The 22,593-nt window shown below is 45.5% G+C and carries 19 protein-coding genes, 1 tRNA gene and 1 pseudogene; 9 read left to right on the plus strand and 12 right to left on the minus strand.

Features of this window, described 5'->3' with window-relative positions; translation table 11 throughout:
• Positions 1–25: 25 nt before the first annotated feature.
• The 6 genes and pseudogenes from FBF61_RS35430 to FBF61_RS28985 all read right to left on the minus strand — a co-directional run.
• Positions 26–267: pseudogene (locus FBF61_RS35430) on the minus strand (MBL fold metallo-hydrolase); the annotation flags it as partial.
• A gap of 7 nt (positions 268–274) precedes the next feature.
• On the minus strand, positions 275–457 hold the full coding sequence (locus FBF61_RS28970) for a hypothetical protein (protein ID WP_138484095.1): 183 nt from the start codon (positions 455–457) through the stop codon (positions 275–277).
• Positions 458–1,001: 544 nt separating this feature from the next.
• Positions 1,002–1,169, minus strand: coding sequence for a hypothetical protein (locus FBF61_RS34755; protein WP_166444631.1), 168 nt, complete (start codon positions 1,167–1,169; stop codon positions 1,002–1,004).
• A 100-nt stretch (positions 1,170–1,269) separates the two neighbouring features.
• The gene (locus tag FBF61_RS28975) at positions 1,270–1,563 is read right to left on the minus strand and encodes a putative quinol monooxygenase (protein ID WP_138484097.1); all 294 of its coding nucleotides are present in this window, start codon (positions 1,561–1,563) and stop codon (positions 1,270–1,272) included.
• A 520-nt stretch (positions 1,564–2,083) separates the two neighbouring features.
• Positions 2,084–2,167: transfer RNA gene (locus tag FBF61_RS28980), tRNA-Leu, on the minus strand.
• 114 nt (positions 2,168–2,281) lie between these two features.
• Complete coding sequence (locus FBF61_RS28985; RefSeq protein WP_138484099.1) at positions 2,282–3,526, minus strand: ABC transporter permease; 1,245 nt, start codon at positions 3,524–3,526, stop codon at positions 2,282–2,284.
• A 248-nt stretch (positions 3,527–3,774) separates the two neighbouring features.
• Between FBF61_RS28985 and FBF61_RS28990 the strand changes: the two genes are divergently transcribed.
• The 8 genes from FBF61_RS28990 to FBF61_RS29025 all read left to right on the plus strand — a co-directional run bounded on the left by FBF61_RS28990 (position 3,775) and on the right by FBF61_RS29025 (position 14,989).
• The gene (locus FBF61_RS28990; RefSeq protein WP_138484304.1) at positions 3,775–5,037 is read left to right on the plus strand and encodes an asparagine synthetase B; all 1,263 of its coding nucleotides are present in this window, start codon (positions 3,775–3,777) and stop codon (positions 5,035–5,037) included.
• Between the two features lie 190 nt (positions 5,038–5,227).
• The gene (locus FBF61_RS28995) at positions 5,228–6,472 is read left to right on the plus strand and encodes an efflux RND transporter periplasmic adaptor subunit (RefSeq protein ID WP_138484101.1); all 1,245 of its coding nucleotides are present in this window, start codon (positions 5,228–5,230) and stop codon (positions 6,470–6,472) included.
• Positions 6,473–6,480: 8 nt separating this feature from the next.
• Positions 6,481–7,920 (plus strand): TolC family protein, encoded by a 1,440-nt coding sequence (locus tag FBF61_RS29000; RefSeq protein WP_229215276.1) that lies wholly within the window; start codon positions 6,481–6,483, stop codon positions 7,918–7,920.
• Between the two features lie 330 nt (positions 7,921–8,250).
• Positions 8,251–8,913, plus strand: a complete 663-nt coding sequence (locus tag FBF61_RS29005) for an ABC transporter ATP-binding protein (protein ID WP_138484105.1) — start codon at positions 8,251–8,253, stop codon at positions 8,911–8,913.
• A 270-nt stretch (positions 8,914–9,183) separates the two neighbouring features.
• On the plus strand, positions 9,184–10,428 hold the full coding sequence (locus FBF61_RS29010) for an ABC transporter permease (RefSeq protein ID WP_138484107.1): 1,245 nt from the start codon (positions 9,184–9,186) through the stop codon (positions 10,426–10,428).
• Between the two features lie 296 nt (positions 10,429–10,724).
• Positions 10,725–11,891, plus strand: a complete 1,167-nt coding sequence (locus FBF61_RS29015; protein ID WP_138484109.1) for an ABC transporter permease — start codon at positions 10,725–10,727, stop codon at positions 11,889–11,891.
• 432 nt (positions 11,892–12,323) lie between these two features.
• Positions 12,324–13,697, plus strand: a complete 1,374-nt coding sequence (locus FBF61_RS29020; protein ID WP_138484111.1) for a sigma-54-dependent transcriptional regulator — start codon at positions 12,324–12,326, stop codon at positions 13,695–13,697.
• Positions 13,694–14,989: a sensor histidine kinase gene (locus tag FBF61_RS29025; protein ID WP_138484113.1), complete on the plus strand. Its 1,296-nt coding sequence runs from the start codon at positions 13,694–13,696 to the stop codon at positions 14,987–14,989. The genes FBF61_RS29020 and FBF61_RS29025 overlap by 4 nt, the downstream gene beginning before the upstream one ends.
• An 8-nt stretch (positions 14,990–14,997) precedes the next feature.
• On the opposite strand, the gene FBF61_RS29030 is transcribed toward FBF61_RS29025, so the two are convergent.
• The 5 genes from FBF61_RS29030 to FBF61_RS29050 are packed head-to-tail and all read right to left on the minus strand — an operon-like array spanning position 14,998 to position 20,313.
• Positions 14,998–16,017: a phosphotriesterase family protein gene (locus FBF61_RS29030; RefSeq protein ID WP_138484115.1), complete on the minus strand. Its 1,020-nt coding sequence runs from the start codon at positions 16,015–16,017 to the stop codon at positions 14,998–15,000.
• 20 nt (positions 16,018–16,037) lie between these two features.
• Positions 16,038–17,228: a site-2 protease family protein gene (locus tag FBF61_RS29035; protein WP_138484117.1), complete on the minus strand. Its 1,191-nt coding sequence runs from the start codon at positions 17,226–17,228 to the stop codon at positions 16,038–16,040.
• Positions 17,218–17,853, minus strand: coding sequence for an HAD family hydrolase (locus tag FBF61_RS29040; protein WP_138484119.1), 636 nt, complete (start codon positions 17,851–17,853; stop codon positions 17,218–17,220). Before FBF61_RS29040 ends, FBF61_RS29035 begins: the two co-directional genes overlap by 11 nt.
• Before the next feature lie 54 nt (positions 17,854–17,907).
• The gene (locus FBF61_RS29045; protein ID WP_138484121.1) at positions 17,908–18,861 is read right to left on the minus strand and encodes an acetyl-CoA carboxylase carboxyltransferase subunit alpha; all 954 of its coding nucleotides are present in this window, start codon (positions 18,859–18,861) and stop codon (positions 17,908–17,910) included.
• A gap of 33 nt (positions 18,862–18,894) precedes the next feature.
• Positions 18,895–20,313: an MBL fold metallo-hydrolase RNA specificity domain-containing protein gene (locus tag FBF61_RS29050; RefSeq protein ID WP_138484124.1), complete on the minus strand. Its 1,419-nt coding sequence runs from the start codon at positions 20,311–20,313 to the stop codon at positions 18,895–18,897.
• 199 nt (positions 20,314–20,512) lie between these two features.
• Here FBF61_RS29050 and dacB point away from each other — a divergent pair, with 199 nt between their 5' ends.
• Positions 20,513–21,982, plus strand: a complete 1,470-nt coding sequence (gene dacB, locus FBF61_RS29055) for a D-alanyl-D-alanine carboxypeptidase/D-alanyl-D-alanine endopeptidase (RefSeq protein ID WP_138484125.1) — start codon at positions 20,513–20,515, stop codon at positions 21,980–21,982.
• A 54-nt stretch (positions 21,983–22,036) separates the two neighbouring features.
• Here dacB and hslV read toward each other — a convergent pair whose 3' ends face one another.
• Positions 22,037–22,576, minus strand: a complete 540-nt coding sequence (hslV, locus tag FBF61_RS29060) for an ATP-dependent protease subunit HslV (RefSeq protein WP_138484127.1) — start codon at positions 22,574–22,576, stop codon at positions 22,037–22,039.
• Positions 22,577–22,593: the final 17 nt, after the last annotated feature.

Raw genomic sequence — 22,593 nt, forward strand, 5'->3', positions numbered from 1 at the left:
AACATACATATAAGCGCTGGCCTTTTCAATGAGTGCCGAATAATTTGATTGTATAATCAAGCAATTTGCTATTGCCCAGGTCGCCGTGACCTGGAACCACGATTTTACATTAGGTTACCATTTTTTGACTTTTTCAACTGTCGGCGACCATTCTGTAATATTAGCATCTCCCAAATATCACTTTCCTGCATCCAAGTATTTTATTAGGCAATCTCCAGACATGATATTGTCTTTTGGGAAATAGCCTACTACGTTATCTTTTGTGTGCCTCAGCTTACATTTGTGCAACTGCCACGTAAGTGGACTTATAATCGAAACGTGTGACGGCAATCGATTTGCTGGTAGACGAACCGGTGAGGGGAAGAGAAGACAAACGGTCAAATTCGGCGACAATAGAAGATGATTTCAGCTGGTTGGAAATTTCGGCCAGTGCTCTAAAATATTTAAGCTTCTGCATATTTTTTCATAAGTTCCGTTCTGTCGAACGCAACAGGAGTAGAACAACCAAATGTGTCGCTGATTATCCCAAAATACGACTGCATTTTAGTTTTTCTAGGAATTTTAACGAAAAAAGCCCATCAACTTGCGTTGAAGGGCTTTTGTACCCGCAACCGAACAAATGTCCAACCGGTTGCTTGATGATTTAAAATCAATATCGAAACTAACTATTTGAAAATGAGAATAATATACTTGTGACGGCAATTGATGAGAGCAAGCTAAGACAGTCGTTGAAACGAACTATAGCTACTTTCCCATTGCTAGTGATGTTTGAGAGCCGAAGGCACGTTTTCAGATAAGGAATTTTTCGATCGACGTATTAAAGGTAGGTGGTCGACGACACGTTATTTTCCAATCATGTTAACGATGTCATAAATTAAGGCATTTCATTAGAAATAAGAATTTCCTTTAAATCTTGATTTGAAAGTGGTTTAGTATATAGCTTCTTAATGACGGTCTTCGGGCTAATCAATGCACAATTTGGAGGCAAAAAAACTTCACGATTACATGGGCCCAATCAGCTCCCCTTTTATATAGAAATCCAACGAGCGTTGCATGTCTGCTACCACTACGCCGACTCCGATGGATTTACTTGTAAAATTGGATTGTGCGTGAACGAGACCGCCAGAGAGGAGTGTAGCAAGGATTAACAGATTCTTGAAAGTGGCCATGCTTATAAATTATTTTTTTGAAAATAGGATCACTGCCGCATCTGAATTTTCTATGAAGAGGCTAAACACAATTATTATGAAGGGTAGTAGTACTCAATGTTTACTTGACTGCCAGTAAGTCGACCATTTCAAGGACCGGATCAACTGCAAGCAGGTCCGGCGCATTTGCCATCAATGCTTTGGCGATCTCGCCTCCCAAATGTGCCGCCCTGCCTTCCTGAGTTTCGAATGTATCGAAAATTCCGAATGTGGAAGGGCCTATTTGCAGGGCAAACCAGTTGATGGTACCTGCTTCCTCCATCGCCAAAGGCAAGGCACCTTTGAGAAAGTCCGCGACGTCTTGTTCTTTACCTGGCTTAGCTTCAAGCCTTGCCAGAATTGCCAATTTTACCATAACTGTTTGATTAGTTTAAATGAAATGAAGTTAATACATCCTTGTGATGGGATGGTATTAAAGTCAAGCGTTAATCTTTGGGATTATACTGCTGGTATTGGTTCAGAAGCAAAAATATCCGGTGCGGTACTTCTGAAACCAACCTTTACGCCTCATATCCTGCTAATTACTCACCGGTTAGTTGCAGGGCTACCCCAAAGTCACGAAATGAGTGTTTCACATTCGAGCATTTTATAAGAAGGCCGACAGACGGCGCCAATGAATTGATGGGTTCCATTGATGCTTCCGAAATGCTTTTTTAAAAAGTGCTTCATGGGAAAAATCACTACTTGTAACTTATCGACGACTACATCGACGACCACGACTTATTGTTTTAAGGGTCGCATAAAAAGTTCAATTTAGTCCCCACCACCGGAGTCGAACCAAAATGTCGATAGAATAATGCGAAATCGAGTTGAAATTGTATTTTTTTACTCCTAAACACAAAAAAAGCCCCTCAGCTTGCGCCGAGGGGCTTTTGTACCCAGAGCCGGAGTCGAACCGGCACGAGTGTAACCTCATTGGTGTTTGAGACCAACGCGTCTACCAATTCCGCCATCTGGGCATTGATCTCTCTTGTTGGGAGTGCAAAAGTAGACAGAAAAATATATTAAGCAAGCCTAAGACTGAAAAAATATAGCAAAATAGTTATTGCGGCATTCGGGTGTGTTTTTGGCTGTCATTCATATCGTAACGCTTCGATAGGATCGAGCCGGGAAGCTTTGATCGCAGGGTAAATGCCCGAAAGTACGCCAACAACAATACAAACTGCAATACCCAGCGCCATCCAGAGCCACGGAACGACAAAAGAACTTTCAGAACTGATGGAATTTGAAATCACATTTCCGATAATAATCCCCAGAAAAAGCCCGCCGACCCCACCGATAATGCAGACGACGATCGCTTCTATCAGAAACTGGAAACGTATGACCTGTGGAGTTGCACCCAGCGATTTACGTATGCCAATTTCCCTCGTCCGTTCGGTCACCGATACAAGCATAATGTTCATCAATGCAATAGATGCCCCAAGAAGCGTAATGATCCCGATGCCAAAACCTCCCAACCGCAGATAGCCCGTGATATTTTCAAAATCCTTGGCCATGGCATCGGCACGGTCTATCTCGAATGAATCTTCTTTCCCGAGTTCGTCGTTCCTGATCCTGCGCATGATGCCGCGGGCCTCTTCCACAATATAGTCGCCGTCGGTAACATTGGGAGCGGCGGCGGTAATATTGTAAGTCAATGTCCGGTTGGCAGCGAGCCCGCGACCATTTGCAAGCGGGATAAGGATGAGGCGATCGGCATCATTGTTTCCGCCGAGAGAACCTTTCTTTTCCAAAACACCTACAACCTTGTATCTGCTCCCCATGAAAGTGATTTCCCTGTTGATCGGATCAACCCTTTCGAAGAGCTTGCGGGCAATTTCCTGGCCGAGCACTGCAACATTCAGCGAATTCTCGGTATCATTTTTATCCAGATTGCGTCCCAAGCCAACTTTGTACCCGTTAATGCCGAGGTACTGCTCGTCGGAACCGACAACATTGCTGTTCGGATTCGTTTTTTTTGATTGATAATTAACCTGCACAGCACCTCCGATATCGGCGGAAAGCGACGCGGTGGCGTTATATTTTTCCCGAAACTGGCCTGCAAAATTTACAGCCTGGCGATAAGAGACCGGAGGGTACTGTTTGCTTCTGCGGCCTCCGCGCCGGAAATTATCATTGGAGCGGTTCCGTACTGTAAAAGTATTGGCCCCCAGATCCGCAAAGCTGCTGTTCACCGAATTCTGTATGCCTTCAATGGCTGTAAGAATGCCGACCAGAGAAGTAATGCCAATGGCGATGATCATGGCTGTGAGCACAGTCCTCAGCAGATTAGACTGGATGGAGCGAAGTCCTTCATCTACATTTTCGCGTATGTTCATGATGAATATTGATTGTGCACCATAATGGCTTTTATTACGTTAAACTGGGACGGTATCCCTATTATAAAATAGTTGGCGCCCTGTCTTAAATTTCGGATCGTGCTGAATTGTTGATATATTTAATAAAATTACAATTTCCGATCTTCTGAAAGAAACCGAGCAATTGGTGCAAAATGAGAGGATCTGATGACTTTTTGACCAAAATACTTTCTGTAAAGCTGCACATGAAACGTGAAAGAATCAAACCAGTGACACGCCTGTTTATCCCGCTTATCATTTTTTTAGGTATTGCCCTAAACAGCCTCGGAAACCGGCTTCTGGTTCCGATGGACGACACCCAGAAAAACCATCTGAAGGCTTACGGCATTTCTTACTGGATCCTGAAAAATTACGAAATGGAGATGGATTGGCTGCTGAATTACAGGGGAGGAAGTTTTATGGTAGCTTATAATCAGCAGTTTGCTTCCGAAATGACGGTACGCGGGGTGAGTTTTGAGGTGATTTCCGAGGGGCAGGCCGGACAAATACTGAGTCAGATCAGTGCGCCGGATGTGAATATGGACGCAGTGAAATTGCAAAAAGCGCCTAAAATCGCCGTCTATTCGCCCAAATCCAAGCTTCCGTGGGATGATGCCGTAACGCTCGTGCTGACCTATGCAGAGATTCCTTACGACGTGATTTATGATGATGAAGTGCTGAATACCAAGCTTCCAGAGTACGACTGGCTGCATTTGCACCATGAAGATTTCACAGGTCAGTTTGGTAAATTTTTTCAGTACAAAGATTATCCCTGGTACCGCGAGCAAAAGCGTGAAGCAGAGGAAACAGCCGCAAAATTCCAGTTTGCCAACGTGCCGCAGATGAAGCTGGCGGTAGCGAAAAAGATCTCTGAATTTGTTTCCGGCGGCGGATATATGTTTGCCATGTGCAATGCAACCGACACTTTTGATATTACCCTGGCAGCCGACGGCCTCGATATCGTGGAGGCTATGTATGACGGCACGCCAGCCGATCCTACTGCGAACGGTAAGCTGAATTATGATAACACTTTCGCGTTCAGGGATTTCAAGACTATTCCATACCCTTATGAGATCGAGTTCTCGGATATCGATAACCAGCCGGAAGAGCGTGGGCTGAACGAGGCGAACGATTTCTTTTCGCTGTTCCAGTTTTCAGCCAAATGGGATCCCGTACCCAGCATGCTGACCCAGAACCATCAAACGATCATCAAAGGATTTTTAGGGCAGACAACTGCTTTTAAAAACCGTCTGATCAAGCCGGAAGTGATTGTGCTGGCTGAAAACAAGTCGGCGAAAGAAGCAAGATACATACACAGTACGCACGGAAAAGGCTTTTTTACATTTTACGGGGGCCACGATCCGGAAGATTATCAGCATAGAGTAGGTGAAGAGCCGACAGATCTGAACCTGCATCCAAATTCAGCCGGATACCGACTGATACTCAATAATATCCTGTTCCCGGCGGCTAAAAAGAAAAAAATGAAGACCTGATTTTGGTGCATTTTTATTCCATGAGTGATTCCGTTCCAAATCACACAAACCGTGCGCTACCGCACGGTTTTTTGTTTATATAAAATATATAAATATCTGTAATACAGTGTGTTGTATCATGGCATGAAAATAGATTATAAATGGAGGATTAGCCATGAAATGAAATTTACACCTCCTATTGATTACGCCCATGGACCGGGAAGTTGCACCAGACTATATTAAAACATCCCGAAACCGGCGGTGGCTCTTGATAGCCGCTGCTATCATTGCCCTGGGCGGCATTCTTTACCTTTTCAGAAGATCTCTGGGAAGCACGCTGGAAAGCGCGCGTATCCGGACCGGCATTGTTGAAACCGGCGATGTCGAGAATACACTTAGTGCCTCAGGTGTGGTGATCCCGGCCTATGAACAGATCTTCACGAGTCCGATACGTGCCAGTATCAAGCGGATTTTGCTCACGCCGGGAACCAGGGTGCAGCCTGGCCAGCCGATCGTTGAACTCGATAAGTCTTTAACCCAGATTGAATTTGAACGCTACAAAGACCAGCTTGAACTGAAACAGAACAGTATTGAGCAGTTGCGCATGAAGCTGAACAAAAATTTGTTTGACGCTGAAATCAGTGACAAGATCAAGTCTTTGAATATCAATAAACTGCGTGCAGACTATGATGATGCCAAACGTCTGCAAAAAGTAGGGGGAGGCACCGCGGAGGATGTTACCAGGGCAGAAAATGCGTTGAAAATTGCTGAACTGGAGAAAAAGCAGCTTGAAAATGACCTTAGCTACAACCGTGAGTCGATGCACGCGAGCCTCAGGGAAACGGAGCTAGGCGCACAGATTGAAAGCAAAAACTTGCAGGAATTACAGCATAAGCTCACCAGGGCGGATATCGTAGCCGACAGGAAAGGAGTCCTGACCTGGGTAAATGAAAATATAGGGTCTTCAGTAAATGAAGGCGAGATGCTGGCCAAGGTGGCTGATCTTGGGAGTTTCAGGGTCGACGGAAGCTGTTCTGATGTATATACAGACCAGGTGAGAGCGGGCCTTTCAGTTATCATTAAACTGAATGACGTGGTGTTGCGGGGAATCATCACACAGGTGAAGCCTGCGGTAAAGGACGGAATTGTAGAGTTCGTGATTCAGCTTGATAACGCTCAAAATGAATCGTTACGCCCCAATATGAAAGTGGAAGTTTATGTGATCACGAGCAACAGTCCAAAAACGCTCCGCGTCGCCAACGGCCCGGCTTTTACCGGAAAAAGGAAGCAGTTTGTATATGTTCTGAAAGACAAAACTGCGTACCGCAGGGAAATAGAGACTGGTCTCTCGAACTTCGATTATGTCGAGATCAAAAGCGGTTTACAGCCCGGGGAGAAGGTTGTTCTCACGGATATGAATGATTATGAGCACCTGGAAGAGATTTCAATTCAATGACTTTTTACATGAAATATCTCTCCGTACTTATTTTATTGGTAAGCAGCCCGGTTTTGAGCCAGGTGCAGACCATGAACCTGCGGGAGGTGGTTGAGACGGCCAAGTCCCAATCCATCGCTTCCAAGCAAGCGGCTACCAAAAAGAAGACCAATTTCTGGCAGTACCGGTCATTTCTGGCAGATTATAAGCCACAGCTGAGTCTGAACGGAACTGTACCAGGCTTCACAAGGTCATATATAGAAGTGGTGCAGCCAGATGGTACGGTGGCATTTCAGAATGTTTCCAACAACAACTCGATGCTGAATTTGTCATTAAGCCAAAGCATAGCGTTCACAGGGGGTACCGTGTTCGTGCAGCAGCAATTGCAGCGGTTCGACGATTTTGCAAGAAACAATACACGTTACAACGGAATACCTTTTGCGATCGGGATTGATCAGCCGCTGTTTCGTTTTAACCCGATGAAATGGGCGAGAAAGATTCAGCCCCTGCAATACCAGGAGGGAAACCAGCAGTTTATAGCTTCGCTGGAACAGGTTGCGCTCGATGCCACGGGTTTTTATTTTGAACTGCTTGTGGCGCAGGTTAACCTTCAGATCGCGGAGAAGAACAGGAGCAATAATGATACCCTTTATAAGATAGCGCAGCACAAGCTGGAATTGGGCAAGATCTCTCAGAATGATCTCCTGCAATTACAAATGGGCTTGCTGACTGCGCAGAAAGACCTTGCTTCGGCTCAGCAGGCAGCAGCAGTGGCTTCGTTGAAACTGAAAATGTTCCTGAGTTCCCGGGATGAGCGGGACCTGGAACTGGAAATTCCACTGGAAGCCTCAGAATTTGCTATCAACACGCAGATTGCCCTGGACGAGGCATTTGCAAACCGCGCAGACGCAATCGGTTTTCAGCGCAAGCTGCTTGAGGCGGAACGTGATGTACAGTTTGCCAAAAAAGAAAATGGTCTGAATGCATCGCTGAATGCCACTTTCGGTCTGACCAACCAAGGCCCGCGTCCGCGGGATGTCTATGCCAACCCGCAGGACAGGGAGTTTGTGGAATTGCAGTTTACGTTGCCGATTATGACCTGGGGAAGAAACAAGGCGAGAACCGAAGTGGCAAAAGCCAACAGAGAATTTATGCAGCAGGCCGTGGAGCAGGACAAGCTTACTTTTGAGCAGGAGATTTTTACGCAAGTGACGCTTTTGCAAATGTTACAAAAGCAGGTCAAACTGACGAATCTGGCGGATCATATTGCAGCAGAACGTTACCAGATTGCAAAGGAACGGTTCATTTTGAGCGATCTCAGCGTGACGGACCTCGGTATTGCCACCCAGGAAAAAGACATCGCCCGCCGGGACTACATCCTCGCGCTCCGGGATTACTGGCAATCCTATTACAGCCTCAGATTATTGACATTGTATGACTTTGAACAAAATAGGAAGATCGGGTATTAGGTCATTTGTGGTCATTGTGGTCATTGAGTCATGTGTAGTCATTGGGTCATTTGTGGTCATTGTAGTCATTGAGTCATGTGTTGTCATTGGGTCATATGTGGTCATTGTAGTCATTGAGTCATGTGTTGTCATTGGGTCATTTGTGGTCATTGTAGTCATTGAGTCATGTGTAGTCATTGGGTCATTTGTGGTCATTGTAGTCATTGAGTCATGTGTAGTCATTGGGTCATTTGTGGTCATTGGGTCATTTGTAGTCATTCACTCATTCACTCATTCAGTCATTCAGTCATTCAAAATTAAGATTCACTCATTCAAAATTCAAAATTAGTCATGATCAAACTCCAAAATGTCGAAAAAGTATACCGGACCAGTTCAATAGAGACGCTGGCTCTCAATAACATTAACCTGAATGTCAAAAAAGGTGAGTTTGTATCCATCATGGGGCCCTCGGGCTGTGGGAAAAGTACGCTGCTCAACATCATGGGTTTGCTCGATGTCCCCTCAAAAGGTTATATCGAGATCGACGGAAGCAAAGTGGAAACGTACAGGGACAAAGAACTTGCGCATTTACGCAACCAGAAGCTGGGTTTTATATTCCAGAGTTTTCACCTGATCAATGACCTTACGGTGATAGACAACGTGGAGATCCCGCTGCTTTACCGGAATAGTTCATCCAAACAGCGCAGGGACTTAGCACAGGAGGCGTTGGAAAAAGTGGGTCTGAGCAACCGCACAAAGCATTTTCCGAAACAATTATCGGGAGGGCAAAAACAACGCGTCGCTATCGCCAGGGCGATAGTAGGAAAGCCGGAAATTATCCTGGCCGATGAACCAACCGGAAACCTGGACAGTGCCATGGGCAACGAGATCCTGAACATTCTGCAGAAACTGAACGACGACGGGACGACCATTGTGATGGTTACGCATGATGATGCCATGGCCAAACGTACCCACCGGCTGGTGAGGCTCTTTGACGGAACGCAGGTCCTTTGAATGATTGAATGATTGAATGATTGAATGTGTGAATGTGTGAATGAGCCAGTGAGGGAATTTTGAATTAGTAAATGAATAGGAGGGGAGGGTTCAAAATGGGAAGTTTGATAATTGTCGATTCAAATTCTAAGCTCATTTTCGTTCGAAGGCGGGCTCATTCAATCACTTAAATTATCCCTCATTCACTCATTCAAAATTAACATTCAGTCATTCAGTCATTCAGTCATTCACTCATTCCCCGTTCCACGGCGGCTCATTCACTCATTAAAAATGCTCTCAAACTATATAAAAATCGCCTGGAAGGTACTGCTGCGGCATCCTTTCTATACGTTTATCACCTTGTTTGGCATAAGTCTGACATTAACTGTATTGATGGTGCTGACGTCTTTTCTGGACCATCTTTTTGGTACACATTATCCGGAGGGCAAGCGGCACAGGATGCTTTACATTGCTACCGTTACTCAGACGGACTCTGCCCGGGAGTCAAGATCTATGGGCCCTGCCACTTTCAATTTCCTGAAAAAATATGCGAAATCCATGAAAACGCCTGAACGGGTTGCGATCCTTTCCAATTTCAGTTTTTCCAATACCTATGTAAATGGCAAAAGAATCAAGCTCAACACCAAATACACGGACGCCGACTTCTGGGAAGTGACCGATTTTGTTTTTCTGGAAGGCAAACCCTACAATGACTTGAATATAAAAAGCGGAGACCATGTGGCGGTTATTACGGATGCACTTAAAAAACAGTATTTTGAAGATGACGGCAAGACGGTTGTAGGCAGGAATATCGAGATCGAAAATATAAACTATAAGGTGATCGGGGTTGTGAAGGGTAGTCCGGCTACGCGGGTTTACACTTACAGCGACGTATACTTTCCCTACACCGCGCCCAAAAGCAATTATGAAAACAAGGGTATAAGAGGCAGCTTTATCGCAATGGTTCTTGCCAAAAGCCCGTCGGATTTTGCTGCGATCCAGTCAGAGTTTGATGGTAACATCGGCCGGATACCATTGGCAGAAATTCAGGAGGGACAAAAGTATTCGATTCTGATAGTAAGGGCAGAGAAATATTTTGATCATTTTCTGGATGCGTTTACCAGAAATCCCGCCCAGAAATTCTTTTTCTATACAATTTCCTTTTTGGTCGTACTCATGTTCATGGGCCTACCCGCCATCAATCTGGTCAATGTAAACGTAAGCCGCATACTCGAAAGAGCTTCGGAAATAGGGGTGAGGAAAGCATTCGGAGCACCGTCAAAAGCCCTGCTTTGGCAATTTATCATTGAAAATATTTTTATCACATTCATCGGCGGGTTCATTGCATTGTCTTTGTCATTTATGATCATCCAGATGATCAATTCCAGTGGCTGGATCCCTTACGCGGATCTCACGATCAATGTCAGCGTATTTCTGATCAGTATATTGGTTTGTCTGGTATTCGGCCTGTTATCCGGTGTCCTACCCGCTTACAGAATGTCAAAACTAAAAATCGCAGACGCTTTGAGGCAATGATTGAATGAGTGAGTGAGTGAGTGAATGAGTGAATGAGTGAGTGAATGAATGAATGAGTGAATGATTGAATGATTGAATGAGTGAATGATGTTTTAATTTTCAATAATTCACTTAGCAAATTAGTTTTCAATAATTCACTTTGTTCATTAATAATCAAGTGATTAATCACGAGCCCACTTAGCAAAAAATTAACTATTCAGTCATTAAAAATTCAACATTTAAAACATTCAGTCATTCACTCATTCAAAATTGAACATTCACTCATTCAGTCATTCACTCATTCAAAATTAAACCCCATGCTACGTCACTTGTTCAAATTAATATGGAATAAAAAAGGGGCCCACTCGCTGCTGATTGTTGAGATATGGGCTTCTTTTATGGTGCTTTTTGGTGTGCTTTCGCTCATTGTGTACAATGTGCGCAATTACCTTGAACCGATTGGGTTTTCGTACGCGCAAGTCTGGAATGTGGGGCTGACTAACAATCAGGACACTGTGGAGGTAGCGGCAAAGCTGGAACGAGCTATGCAACGGATCAGGTCGTATCCTGAGGTGGCGTCTGCTTCAAGGATGAGCAGTAATACGCCGTTTTCCGCTAATCAGATGAATAATTCGGTTACTTATAATAAAATAAATGTACTTGCAGACCATTATTATTCGGATCAGGAACTGAGCAAAACAATTGATCTTCCGATGTACTCGGGGCGGTGGTATAAAGAAAGTGATTTGGTTGCCAGATTTATACCGATTGTCATCAATGGCAAAATGAGGGAAAAGCTGTTCCTCGATGAAAACCCTTTGGGAAAAGTGATAAAGCTGGACGATAAGGTATCTTATAAAGTCATCGGGACGGTTGACAATTTTAAGGCGAAAGGAGAGTTTATGTCCAACGATCCAGCTTTTTTCCAGATGATTGGGAAAGATGATTCCTGGAATTCGAATGTGCTGATCAAAACAAAACCGGGCACAGATGCGGAATTTGAGGCAAGACTTGTAAAGGACATAGCCGTTATGTTGCCTGGCTGGGGAATTGAAGTAAGTTATCTGACTGAGACACTTGCCAACCGCCACAAATTGACTTTTGTGCCGGTAGCGATTTTTCTGATCGTCAGCGGATTTTTGCTGACCAACGTAGCGCTTGGTCTGTTCGGTGTCCTTAACCTGAGCATCAGCAGGAGGAAAAATGAAATAGGCTTACGCAGGGCCATGGGTGCGACAGAGGCCAAGATAACTTTCCAGTTTTTGGGGGAAATCTGGGTTTTGGCCACTTTGAGTATGGTTGTAGGACTTCTTTTCGCGGTGCAGTTTCCGATCATGAAGGTCTTTGATATCGAAAGCAGCATTTATATCATCGCGATTCTGGCCGCAGTGGCGGTTATTTACTTGATTGTAACACTTTGTGCCTGGTTTCCGAGTAAACAAGCATCGCGGATACATCCGGCAGTAGCTTTGCATGAAGAGTAGAGCCTTCGAACACAACTATTATGTAACTTGCATTGAATGAAATTTGTTTACCGGATATGCTTTGTTAATACAATTCATTCTGGTATTTTATTTTAATGTTTGAACGCCATGGAAATTCAATCACGACATCCTGGAAGAATACGCTGAAATCATTGACCGGAAGCTGGGACCTGGCGTTTCGGGCGGAGTCTTAAGTGCCTTTGATAACCTGACAAAACATCAAATACATCACACGTTATTATCGCTGGTTTGCAGTGAAGGCTGATCCGGATGACGCTAAGTTTGTGGATTGTTATATCGCTGCCGGCGCGGTTTGCCTGATTACTGAAGACAAACACTTTACGGCTGTAAAGAAAATGAAATTCCCACCTGTGCAGGTCATGAGTATGTCGGAGTTCGAACAATTTTTTAACAGGGAAAAATAGTTTCCAAATGCTTTTAATCGTTGACGATGACCTGGCGATACGTGCTTCACTGATCCTGCTGCTGAAAAAGGAGGGGTTTGATGTAAAGGGTGCTGCTTCACCGGAAGAAACTTTTGAAATACTAAAAAAAGAAACACCCGAACTGATCCTGCTTGACCTGAATTTCTCCATAGAGACTTCGGGGGCCGAGGGGATGCAACTGTTGCAGCGCATTAAAACAAGTTATCCTGCGGTGCCCGTGATCCTGATTACCGGCTGGGGTACGATTGATCTTGCAGTGAAAGGTATGAAGGAGGGAGCTGCGGATTTTATCACAAAACCCTGGCAAAATGACCATCTGCTGCAATCTGTAGATACTATTCTGAACCTGGCAAGACAAACACCGCAGTCCCCCAGCCGTCGCAAACTGGATCAGCAATATCAGTTTGACAACATTGTCGGGCAGGACGCGAAGCTACTGGATATCCTGGAAACTGTCGGTCGGGTGGCGTCTACCGATGCACCTGTACTGATTACCGGTGAGAGCGGCACAGGTAAAGAGCTGATCGCAGAAGCAATCCATTTGAACAGCAAACGTAGGGTAAGGCCATTTGTGAAGGTCAATCTGGGCGGTATTTCGTCCACGTTATTTGAAAGCGAGCTGTTCGGGCATGTGCGGGGGGCGTTTACCGACGCCAAGACGGATCGCGCCGGGCGTTTTGAAATGGCAAACCGCGGCTCTATATTTTTGGATGAAATAGGGGAACTTGATCTCTCAAGCCAGGTGAAACTGCTGCGCGTATTGCAGGAACGAACTTTTGAACCATTGGGAAGCAGCAAAAGCAGGACGGTGGATGTCCGCGTGATCTGCGCCACAAACCGGAACCTTGAAGAAATGGTGGCGCAGGGCACATTCCGGGAGGACTTGTATTACCGTATCAATCTCATCACAGTGAAGCTTCCTGCATTGCGGGAGCGGCCCGATGATATTCCGTTACTATCCGGCTTTTTTGTTAATAACCTCAAAACCATTTATAACCGCCCAAACCTGCAGTTAAGTACGGCGGCAACGAAGTGGCTTAGAACGCTGCAATTACAAGGAAATATCAGACAGCTGAAAAACCTGGTTGAAAGAACTGTTCTGCTATCAGGCAATGATGTGCTGGACATTGCTGATTTTCAAAAAAACCTCAGCGGCAATCCTCAGCCTTCGGGCTCAAAAGCATTGCCCGAGGTAGGCACCATTACGCTTGACGAGATGGAATTTCAGATGATTACCAGGGCGATGCAGTTTCATCAGAATAAGGTCAGCAAAGTGGCGAGATCATTGGGTATCACGCGTTTTGCCCTTTACCGCCGGCTTGAAAAATACGGAATCTCTTATGATTCAGAGGAAATATGAGGATATCTACAAAAGCGAAATACATTCTCTACATTCTGGTTTTGCATGTCATACTGGTTTTTCTGGTGTATAAAATCCTTTTTCAGGACAAGCTCCTGTTCATTGGATCGGAAGTTTTTCTGCTGTTTTCCACCATTGTTTCCATACAGATTTACAGAAATTTTATGCAACCTATCCAATTTGTGAGATCCGGGATTGAAGCTATTAAGGACAAGGATTTTTCGATCAAATTCGTCCCTACCGGCAAAGGTGAGGTAGATACGCTGATCGAAGTATATAATCTGATGATTGATCAGTTGCGCGAAGAGCGGACAAAGTTACATGAGCAGCATTTTTTTCTGGAAAAGCTGATCGAAGCATCCCCGATTTCGATTGTGATCCTCGATTTTGACGACAGGATCTCTGGTCTGAATATCAAGGCCAGGGAGCAGTTTAAGTGTGATCTTAGTGAGTTAGAAGGGAAAAGGCTTGCAGAAACGGAGCACTCATTGCTGACGGAACTCGAAAATATGCTGGACGGAGAATCGCGGGTTGTTAAAACCAATGGTATCGTTACGTTTAAGGTCCAGCGGTCACATTTTATGGACCAGGGATTCAGACGTTCTTTCCTGATGATCGAGGAGCTTACAAATGAAATCCTGGAATCCGAGAAGAATGCCTACGGAAAAGTGATCAGAATGATGGCGCATGAGGTGAACAATACCCTTGGCGCGACAGATTCGATTCTTCAGACTACCACACAGCTTCTTTGCGACGATTCATTTTCAGATCTGAGAGAGGCGTTGCAGGTGGCTTCCGAGCGAAACCGGCGGCTGACCCGGTTTATGAGGAATTTTGCGGATGTGGTGAGGTTGCCGGTACCGAGCAGGGAAAGTACCGATTTAAAAAAACTGATGAAGGATGTGGCTGTTTTTATGGAATCGGCTGCTTCGCAGAGCGGTATACATATTGAAACGGATTTGCCGGAAACTGATGTGTTCAAAATGATCGATACAGGACAGATCGAGCAGGTTTTGGTAAATGTGATCAAAAATGCCATTGAGGCCTGCGAAAAGGATGGCAGGATCATTTTGGGACTGACTCACGGGGAAATACTGGTTCGCAACAATGGCAAGCCTATCAGCCCGGAAACAGGTGTGAAACTTTTCAACCCGTTTTTTAGTACCAAAAGCGACGGGCAAGGAATCGGTCTGACACTGACAAGGGAGATTCTCCTCAACCACGGGTTTGATTTTTCGCTGGAAACCGGCACGGATGGCTGGACTGTTTTCAGGATTGGACTGACTAGATAATTCGGTAATTAAATTTTCCGGATACCGATTTTAAAAGCATTGGCAGGGTTAACGAGCATTAGTTGTCGGATTTCGGAGTCTTTCAGGCCCTTTTCTTTCAATAGCGGTAGTAATTTGTCAGAGATCGCAGTGTAGCCACGGAAATCGCCGCCATTTGGTTCGCCTGGTCGGTACCAGCCTGCATCGTGCGAGATCAGGATTTGTTTGAGAAATCCATTTTTTTTCAGGAACAGGATGAGGTCAGCGTTCTTAGCGAGACTACCTTCACTGATCCCGTCCAGGCTGATCCAGCAGCCCGTTTTTCCAGTTTTAAGAAAATCATCATTACTTCCGCTCGCATGAACCCAGACAAATGCCGCCGGACTTACCCCTAAAGTTTTTAATATTCCTATTTCCTGAAGTGCGGGCAGAGCAGGTCCTGTGTGGGAGCAAATGGTAAGGCCTGTTTTTAAATGCGTCAGCGCCGCTGCCCTGATCAGTTTCTGATGAATATCTGAAAGCGGGCCGCTATTGACACCGGTTTTGATAAATCCGGGTTTGATTGAAGTGCCGTCGATCCCGTTTTCAAATTCGGCAGTCCAGCGGCTGGAAAGTTGTTCGGCGGTTTCTGTAAACGCCAGGGCCGGCAGGTACTTATTGTCGGAAGCTCCGTAGAAACCGGTGTTTGTCAGAATATTTAATCCGGATAGGTCAGCTAGTTTTTGAAGCAACTTCACGTCCCGCCCTATGTACGCCGGGGTACATTCCACCATGCTTTTGATACCTCTGGCCTTTAGTTCCAAGAGATAAGGCAGGACTTTTTTGATCACGTCATCGTGGTTCCAGCGATCGGCTGTGATCTTGTCAGCTCCTATAAAATCCACCAGTACATGCTCATGGATGAGTGTACTACCCAACTCCGATGGTTTTATTTTTCCTTTAACCGTTAAAATAAAGTCTTCATCAACGCGGAAATCGGGTATAGCGAATGGCAAAAAGGTGCAGAGTCTGATGAACTGGTTTCGGGAAATACAATAAGAATGCTGCATACCTATATTTCTTTTCGGTTCTAAACCTCTGTAAACGGCTGAGGACTGAACGTTATGATAAAGATAATCAGTGCGAAAATACCGAGGATTATGCGGGGGAGGTCGAGCGGTTTATTTTCCTCTGTTTCTGGATGTCTGATTCCCAGAAAACGGCCCAGGATAAAAACAAAAGCCAGAAAGCCCCGAGCTCCTTCCCAGTCGGGGTGCACATAGGAAACCGCAAACTGGCATACCACGACTATCAGACTGAGCATTAAGCCGGTTGACGGATTGTCGGTAGCCCTTTTGAAACAGATATACAGGAAATAAATATAAATGGCGAGGTAAAAGAGCCTTTCATAAAAAAGGGCATCGTTTCCGATTGCAAACGAATCGGCCCTGAAAATCCCCAGACCGGCGTAAAAAGCAAATATCGTAAACAGTGCGGGCGCCACTATATCAAATTTTTTCTTACCGATCAGCCCGTACAAAATATGGCCACCATCCAGCTGTCCGATCGGGATAAGATTGAGGGATGTAAAGAAAAGCGCGAGATATCCTGCAAAAATGTAGGGGTAATGGGTCATTTCGTAAGCGTGTGGAAGACGTGCAGGGTCGGCAACGTAGGTTTTAAAAAACCAGAAAAGGATATTGTCGCCCAATGCTAGATTCCCGCGGGCATTTTCGTAGACAAACTGCGGGTAGCTGGAACCAAACCGGGCGTATTCGGGATGGATCGTGAAAATATAATCAGCAGGGGGCAGGTGCGTAAATCCGTACCATAACAAAGCTACCGCAGCAATGAATCCTGCCAGCGGGCCTGCAATACCAATATCAAAAAATTTTAACCGCGAGTGAACCTGCGATTTGATACGGATGAAGGCGCCCATCGTCCCAATACTCTGGGATACCGCGAACCAGAGCGGGATGTAATAAGGTAATGTAACTCGTACCTGATGATACCTGGCCATAAAATAATGCCCGAATTCGTGGATCGTCAGTATGGCGATAAATGGTAGGGAAAAATGAAATCCCTGCACAAACTCTGCCCAGCCCAGGCGTTTGACGGAAGAAGGAATTGCGTCGGCAGACCCTGCCAGGAATTTGACGATATCGATAACAAAAGTGAAAAAGCTTCCATACATCCACTCGGCCCCGGCCATTGTTGTCGTAATGATGGTAACGATAAAAAGAGTGGCCTGGATGACGTAGGTACGCGTGTTAGACTGCATAGTCTTTAAGATATTCCAGTATGGTTGATGGTTTTTGGACGAGGATCGTGTCTATGCCCAATTTTGAAGCTGCGGTAATATTGTCAGGATTGTCGTCCAAAAAGAGTGTTTCCTCAGCATTCAGGCCAGCCAGTTCCAGCACTTGCTGATAGATCTGGGGATCGGGTTTCATCAGTCCCATTTCGTAGGAAAGAAATACGGTTTCGAAAAGATCGTCGAGCTTTTCTATGCCGGTGGAAGCTTTCAGGATTTTGTTGACCTCGGTAATATGGATGGAACTTGTATTGCTGAGGAGGAACAACCGGTAATTTTTGCTCAGTTTCTGAAGCAGCTCCACCCTTTCAGGAGGAAGGTCGAGCAGCAAACTGTTCCATGCCGTGTCTATGGCTTCATCTGAAAGGTCCAAAAAATCGAGGATCTCCCTGACGTAGTTACGAAATCCTTTTTCATCCAGCTGCCCGGTTTCAAATTGACGAAAAAGGGCGTTTTCTTTAAAAATATGTAAAATTTCCTCCTGTTCCCTGCCACTGAGTGCTGCAAAAGAGCGGGAGGCGATGGGGACGTCTATGTTGAGAATAACATCACCAAGATCAAAAATGATATTCTTGATTTTACTGTTTTTCATGAGCGGGGCTATTGGCTTTCGGCTTCGGAAAATATGTTTTTATCCTGCTTTGTCTTATTCAACCACCACGCCCATCGCACAGAATTTCTCTATCCTCTGTTCGATTCTGTCTTCGTCGCTGATGGTCGATAGTTCGGCAATGTTTTCCAGGATCACCTTTTTTAATGTTTCTGCCATCCACTGATGGTCCAGGTGTGCGCCGCCCAATGGTTCAGGGATAATATCGTCGATCAGCTTGTTTTTCTTCATATCCTTGGCAGTGATCTTCATCGCCTCGGCTGCCTGCTCCTTGAAATCCCAGCTTCTCCACAGGATCGCCGAACAGTTTTCAGGGGAAATAACCGAATACCAGGTATTTTCCAGCATCAGCACCCTGTCGCCAATCGCAATACCCAGTGCCCCGCCGGAAGCTCCTTCACCGATCACGATACAGATCACGGGTACTTTCAGCATGAACATTTCTTTCAGGTTCCTTGCAATTGCTTCGCCCTGCCCGCGTTCCTCCGCCTCCATCCCGGGAAATGCACCCGGGGTATCGATCAAAGTAACGATCGGCTTGTTGAACTTTTCGGCGAGCTTCATCAGGCGGAGTGCCTTGCGGTAACCCTCCGGGTTGGGCATACCGAAGTTACGGTGTTGCCGCTGCTTGGTATTCCGGCCTTTTTGCTGACCTATCAACATAAACGATTGTCCGCCTACATTGGCCAGTCCGCCGATAATTGCCGGATCATCCCTCACCTGGCGATCGCCGTGCAGTTCGATGAACTCGTCGCAGATCAGTTCCACGTAATCCTGGGTGTAAGGACGGTCGGGGTGGCGTGAAAGCTGTACGCGCTGCCAGCGCGTAAGATTTTCAAATATTTCTTTTCGAAGATCTGTAATATTATTTTCCAGTAAGGAAATGGCATCAGAAAAATCAACATTATTCTCTTTTGCCAATGTTTTCATTTCTTCGAGCTTACGTTCGAGCTCGGCCATAGGTTTTTCAAAGTCCAGGTATGTTCTCATATTTACGTTCTTTTCGTAGGCTATCACTAAAAATCAGAGTTCGTAAGTTTGTCCCCTGGTCGGTATTTCCACCGATTTGTAGCCATTTTGTTCAATTATACTTTGGAAATCGGCCATACTCTGCTGCTCTCCGTGTACCAGGAAAACGCCTTTGAGTTTTTCCGGATCCTGCATTTTTACAAATTTCAGCAGATCATTCTGATCTCCGTGGCCGCTAAATACGTCAATTTTTTCAATATTAGCCAAGACCGGCAATTGCTTTCCACGAATGGAAATGGTATCCTGTCCATTTAACAGCCTCCACCCGAGCGTTCCTTCCGAGGCGTAACCGATCATCAGGATGGTAGCATAAGGGTTGCCGATATTTGCCTCCACATGTTGTTCGACACGCCCGCCCTGGACCATACCCGAGGACGAAATAATGATACAAGGTTCATTGTAATTGGATACCGCCCGGCTTGCATCCGAGCTTTCGAGATAGATCAGGTTCTCGAAATCAAAGAGCATATCATTATCTTCCTGGAAACTCCGGGCCTCCTTGTTGAGCAACCGTACATGCCGCTGGTACACTTTGGTGCTGCTATGGGCCAGAGGACTATCTGAGAAGACCTTCAGATAGGGAAATGAACGGTCCATGTAGATCTTGTTCAGCGTATAAAGCAAAGCCTGTGTACGGCCCACGCTGAAAGAAGGGATAATAAGCCTTCCGGGAATGTCGATACAAGTGCGTTTGATGACGTCGGCCAATGCTTCGACCGGCGACCCCTGATCTTCGTGCAAGCGGTTGCCGTAAGTGGACTCGCAAATGAGATAGTCAACCTGAGGGATTTCCTGCGGGTCGGTCAGGAGCGGGTAGTTGCTGCGGCCGATATCTCCCGAAAAGCAGATTCTTTTCTTTTGGCCGTCTTCGTAAACCTCCACTACGATATGCGAAGCGCCAAGCAAATGCCCCGCACCATAAAAAACAATGGTAATATTGTCGGCGATACGGTAGCGCTGGCCAAAGGCAACGGGAACGAAATTATCAAGTGCCTCGATCACATGTTTCTCAACAAAATAATCCATAGGCACTTCTTTTTTCTTCTTCCCCTTCTTTTTGGAGCCGTTGCGGGCATTGAGACGTTTCTGATGCAAATTGGCGGCGTCTTTCAGAAGAAGTGAGGTAAGCGCAAGTGTAGGCTCGGTACAAACAACCCTGCCTTCAAAACCTTCTTTATATAAATTGGGAATATTGCCGGAATGATCAATGTGGGCATGTGTTAAAAGCACCGTGTTGATCAGACTTGCGTCAAATGGAAAGACACTTTTTTGTTCCTCATATCTTGTTTTCCTGCCTATTTCATCCAAATCAAAATCGGAACCACAATCAATCAAAATCCGGTAATCGTCCGATTCTAAAAGAAACATACTACCTGTAACCTGTTGCGCAGCTCCCCAAAATGTCAATTTCATACTTAAAAATGGGGTGAATTTCTATATTATGATTTTTCACTCTGCCGGAAAAACCAATATCACTATGGAATCCTGAATTAGTTTTATTTGGGTTAATACCTTACAAAAGTACCAAAAAACACACTGAGAATAGGCGATTACTTCCTAGATTAGATTTGGAATATCAACTTTTTCCGGGAAGGTCACCGGTTTGATCATTATGAAATTCAGTATAGCGCTCTTTAACCTCCTTTTCTGCCAGATTTGTCTTGCCCAGAATATTGACTCCCTCGCGTTGAATAATTTTCGCGACGCGGTTCTTGAGCTGCAAAATAGCGAATTATTGCGCAACGGCTCATTGGCGGTCAGCCTCAAAACGGTAAAGGACGGGAAACATATCTTTTCTGTAAATCAGGAACGGTCGCTGCCTTCTGCGTCTACATTGAAACTGGTGTCCACTGCTACGGCACTGTCGGTGTTTGGGGGAGATTACCGGTTTCAGACATTTCTTGAATATGACGGGGTTATCAGAAAGGACACACTTGTAGGGAATCTATATATCCACGGAACCGGCGACCCGTCCCTGGGGAGCGACCGGTTCAAGGGGTATCCCGGCAGCGCGGAGTTACTTAGCCGCTGGGCGGCTGCTATCCAAAAGGCTGGTATCCGCTACATCAAAGGCAAAATATTGGGAGATGCTTCGTTTTTTGACAATCAGCCGCTCGCAAGCACTTGGATATGGGGAGATATCGGGAATTACTACGGGGCAGGGGTACAGGGCCTTAATTTCAATGAAAATCAGTACAAAATCAAGTTTAAGCCTGGTGCAGAGCCGGGTGACCCTTCTTCGTTTTTGGGCATTGAGCCAGCAATTCCTTATTTGTCTTTTGTGAACCAGGTTACAACCGGCGATAAAGGTTCCGGCGATCAGACTATCGTTTACAGCAGTCCGCTTGGAAACAATGTGGTGCTAACGGGAACGGTTCCGACCGGTTTTTCGAGTTTTTCTGTGAAAGGCTCAATTCCCGATGCTGCTGAGTATGTGGTTTTTGCTTTAAAAGAAAAACTGAGGAGTGTTTCCATTGCTGTCATAGACAGTAGTGACATCGCCAATATTCCCGCCTCTTTATCCGGTACTAAGAAAGTTTTGGATGAATACAAATCTCCGCCCCTGCGTGAGCTGTGCCAGCAAACCAATTTCTGGAGCATTAACTTATATGCAGATGCATTTTTAAAACAGGTGGGAAAAAGGTTAACCGGGAAGTCTGGCTATGATGAGGCGTCTCTCGCGATGTCCGCTTTTTGGTCGGCTAGAAACGCTGATATGCGTGGTTTTTATATCAAGGATGGGAGTGGGCTTTCTCCATCAGGTTCGGTGACTACCGGTAATCTCACGGATATTTTGAATGCCGTAAACAAGGAAGCAACTTTTCCTGATTTTTACAAAAGTATAGGCATACTTGGAGTGAACGGCACTGTTAGGAACCTTGGGAAAGGAACACGTGCTGCCGGAAACGTCCGTGTAAAAAGCGGATCTATTGAAGGGACAAGGGCTTATGCAGGTTATGTCACTTCCAGATCGGGTACGTTGCTCAGTTTTTCCATTATCGCGAACAAATACATGCCTGGTAGCAACCGGATCATGACCGATGAATTGGTAAGGCTTATGGCTTTAATGGCCGAGCTGTAAATACAAAAAGCCGGGGCACGAAGCCCCGGCTACCAGTTCGTAATTATTTTAATGTTACTGAACCTTCTCAATAACAAGGTTATGATTGGTGTAAATGCAAAGATCTGCCGCAACCGTCAGTCCTTCCCTTACAATTTCTTCGGCTGATAAATGCGCAGCGTGTTTTTTCAGGGCCTGTGCTGCTGACAGCGCATAATTGCCTCCCGATCCGATAGCTGCGATCCCGTTTTCAGGTTCCAGCACATCGCCGGTGCCGGATATTACCAGAATTTCTTCCTTGTTGGCGGTGATCATCATAGCTTCAAGCTTTCGCAGATAACGATCTGTCCGCCAGTCTTTTGCCAGTTCAATGGCGGCCCGCTTCATATTGCCTCCGTAAGCATTCAGTTTTTCTTCGAATTTTTCAAGTAATGTAAAGGCATCAGCCGTGGAGCCGGCAAATCCTACGAGGATCTTTCCACCCATTAAAGTTCTGATTTTTTTTACATTACTTTTTGCAACCGTATTTCCCATTGTAGCCTGTCCGTCGGCGCCCAGTGACACAGTTCCGTTATGAAGCACTCCTAGAACAGTTGTGGCGTGTATTTTTTCCATACAAATATTTTAAATTC

Source organism: Dyadobacter bucti, from assembly GCF_005869225.1.
GTDB lineage: Bacteria > Bacteroidota > Bacteroidia > Cytophagales > Spirosomataceae > Dyadobacter > Dyadobacter bucti.

Coding starts and splice junctions, on each gene's coding strand:
- FBF61_RS28975 (WP_138484097.1), bottom strand. CDS start 1,563: ATGGTAAAATTGGCAATTCTGGCAAGGCTTGAAGCTAAGCCAGGTAAA.
- FBF61_RS29015 (WP_138484109.1), top strand. CDS start 10,725: ATGCTACGTCACTTGTTCAAATTAATATGGAATAAAAAAGGGGCCCAC.
- FBF61_RS29005 (WP_138484105.1), top strand. CDS start 8,251: ATGATCAAACTCCAAAATGTCGAAAAAGTATACCGGACCAGTTCAATA.
- FBF61_RS29030 (WP_138484115.1), bottom strand. CDS start 16,017: ATGCAGCATTCTTATTGTATTTCCCGAAACCAGTTCATCAGACTCTGC.
- FBF61_RS28970 (WP_138484095.1), bottom strand. CDS start 457: ATGCAGAAGCTTAAATATTTTAGAGCACTGGCCGAAATTTCCAACCAG.
- FBF61_RS29020 (WP_138484111.1), top strand. CDS start 12,324: ATGCTTTTAATCGTTGACGATGACCTGGCGATACGTGCTTCACTGATC.
- FBF61_RS28985 (WP_138484099.1), bottom strand. CDS start 3,526: ATGAACATACGCGAAAATGTAGATGAAGGACTTCGCTCCATCCAGTCT.
- FBF61_RS29045 (WP_138484121.1), bottom strand. CDS start 18,861: ATGAGAACATACCTGGACTTTGAAAAACCTATGGCCGAGCTCGAACGT.
- FBF61_RS29025 (WP_138484113.1), top strand. CDS start 13,694: ATGAGGATATCTACAAAAGCGAAATACATTCTCTACATTCTGGTTTTG.
- FBF61_RS28995 (WP_138484101.1), top strand. CDS start 5,228: ATGGACCGGGAAGTTGCACCAGACTATATTAAAACATCCCGAAACCGG.
- FBF61_RS29000 (WP_229215276.1), top strand. CDS start 6,481: ATGAAATATCTCTCCGTACTTATTTTATTGGTAAGCAGCCCGGTTTTG.
- FBF61_RS29035 (WP_138484117.1), bottom strand. CDS start 17,228: ATGCAGTCTAACACGCGTACCTACGTCATCCAGGCCACTCTTTTTATC.
- hslV (WP_138484127.1), bottom strand. CDS start 22,576: ATGGAAAAAATACACGCCACAACTGTTCTAGGAGTGCTTCATAACGGA.
- FBF61_RS29040 (WP_138484119.1), bottom strand. CDS start 17,853: ATGAAAAACAGTAAAATCAAGAATATCATTTTTGATCTTGGTGATGTT.
- FBF61_RS34755 (WP_166444631.1), bottom strand. CDS start 1,169: ATGGCCACTTTCAAGAATCTGTTAATCCTTGCTACACTCCTCTCTGGC.
- dacB (WP_138484125.1), top strand. CDS start 20,513: ATGAAATTCAGTATAGCGCTCTTTAACCTCCTTTTCTGCCAGATTTGT.
- FBF61_RS29010 (WP_138484107.1), top strand. CDS start 9,184: ATGCTCTCAAACTATATAAAAATCGCCTGGAAGGTACTGCTGCGGCAT.
- FBF61_RS29050 (WP_138484124.1), bottom strand. CDS start 20,313: ATGAAATTGACATTTTGGGGAGCTGCGCAACAGGTTACAGGTAGTATG.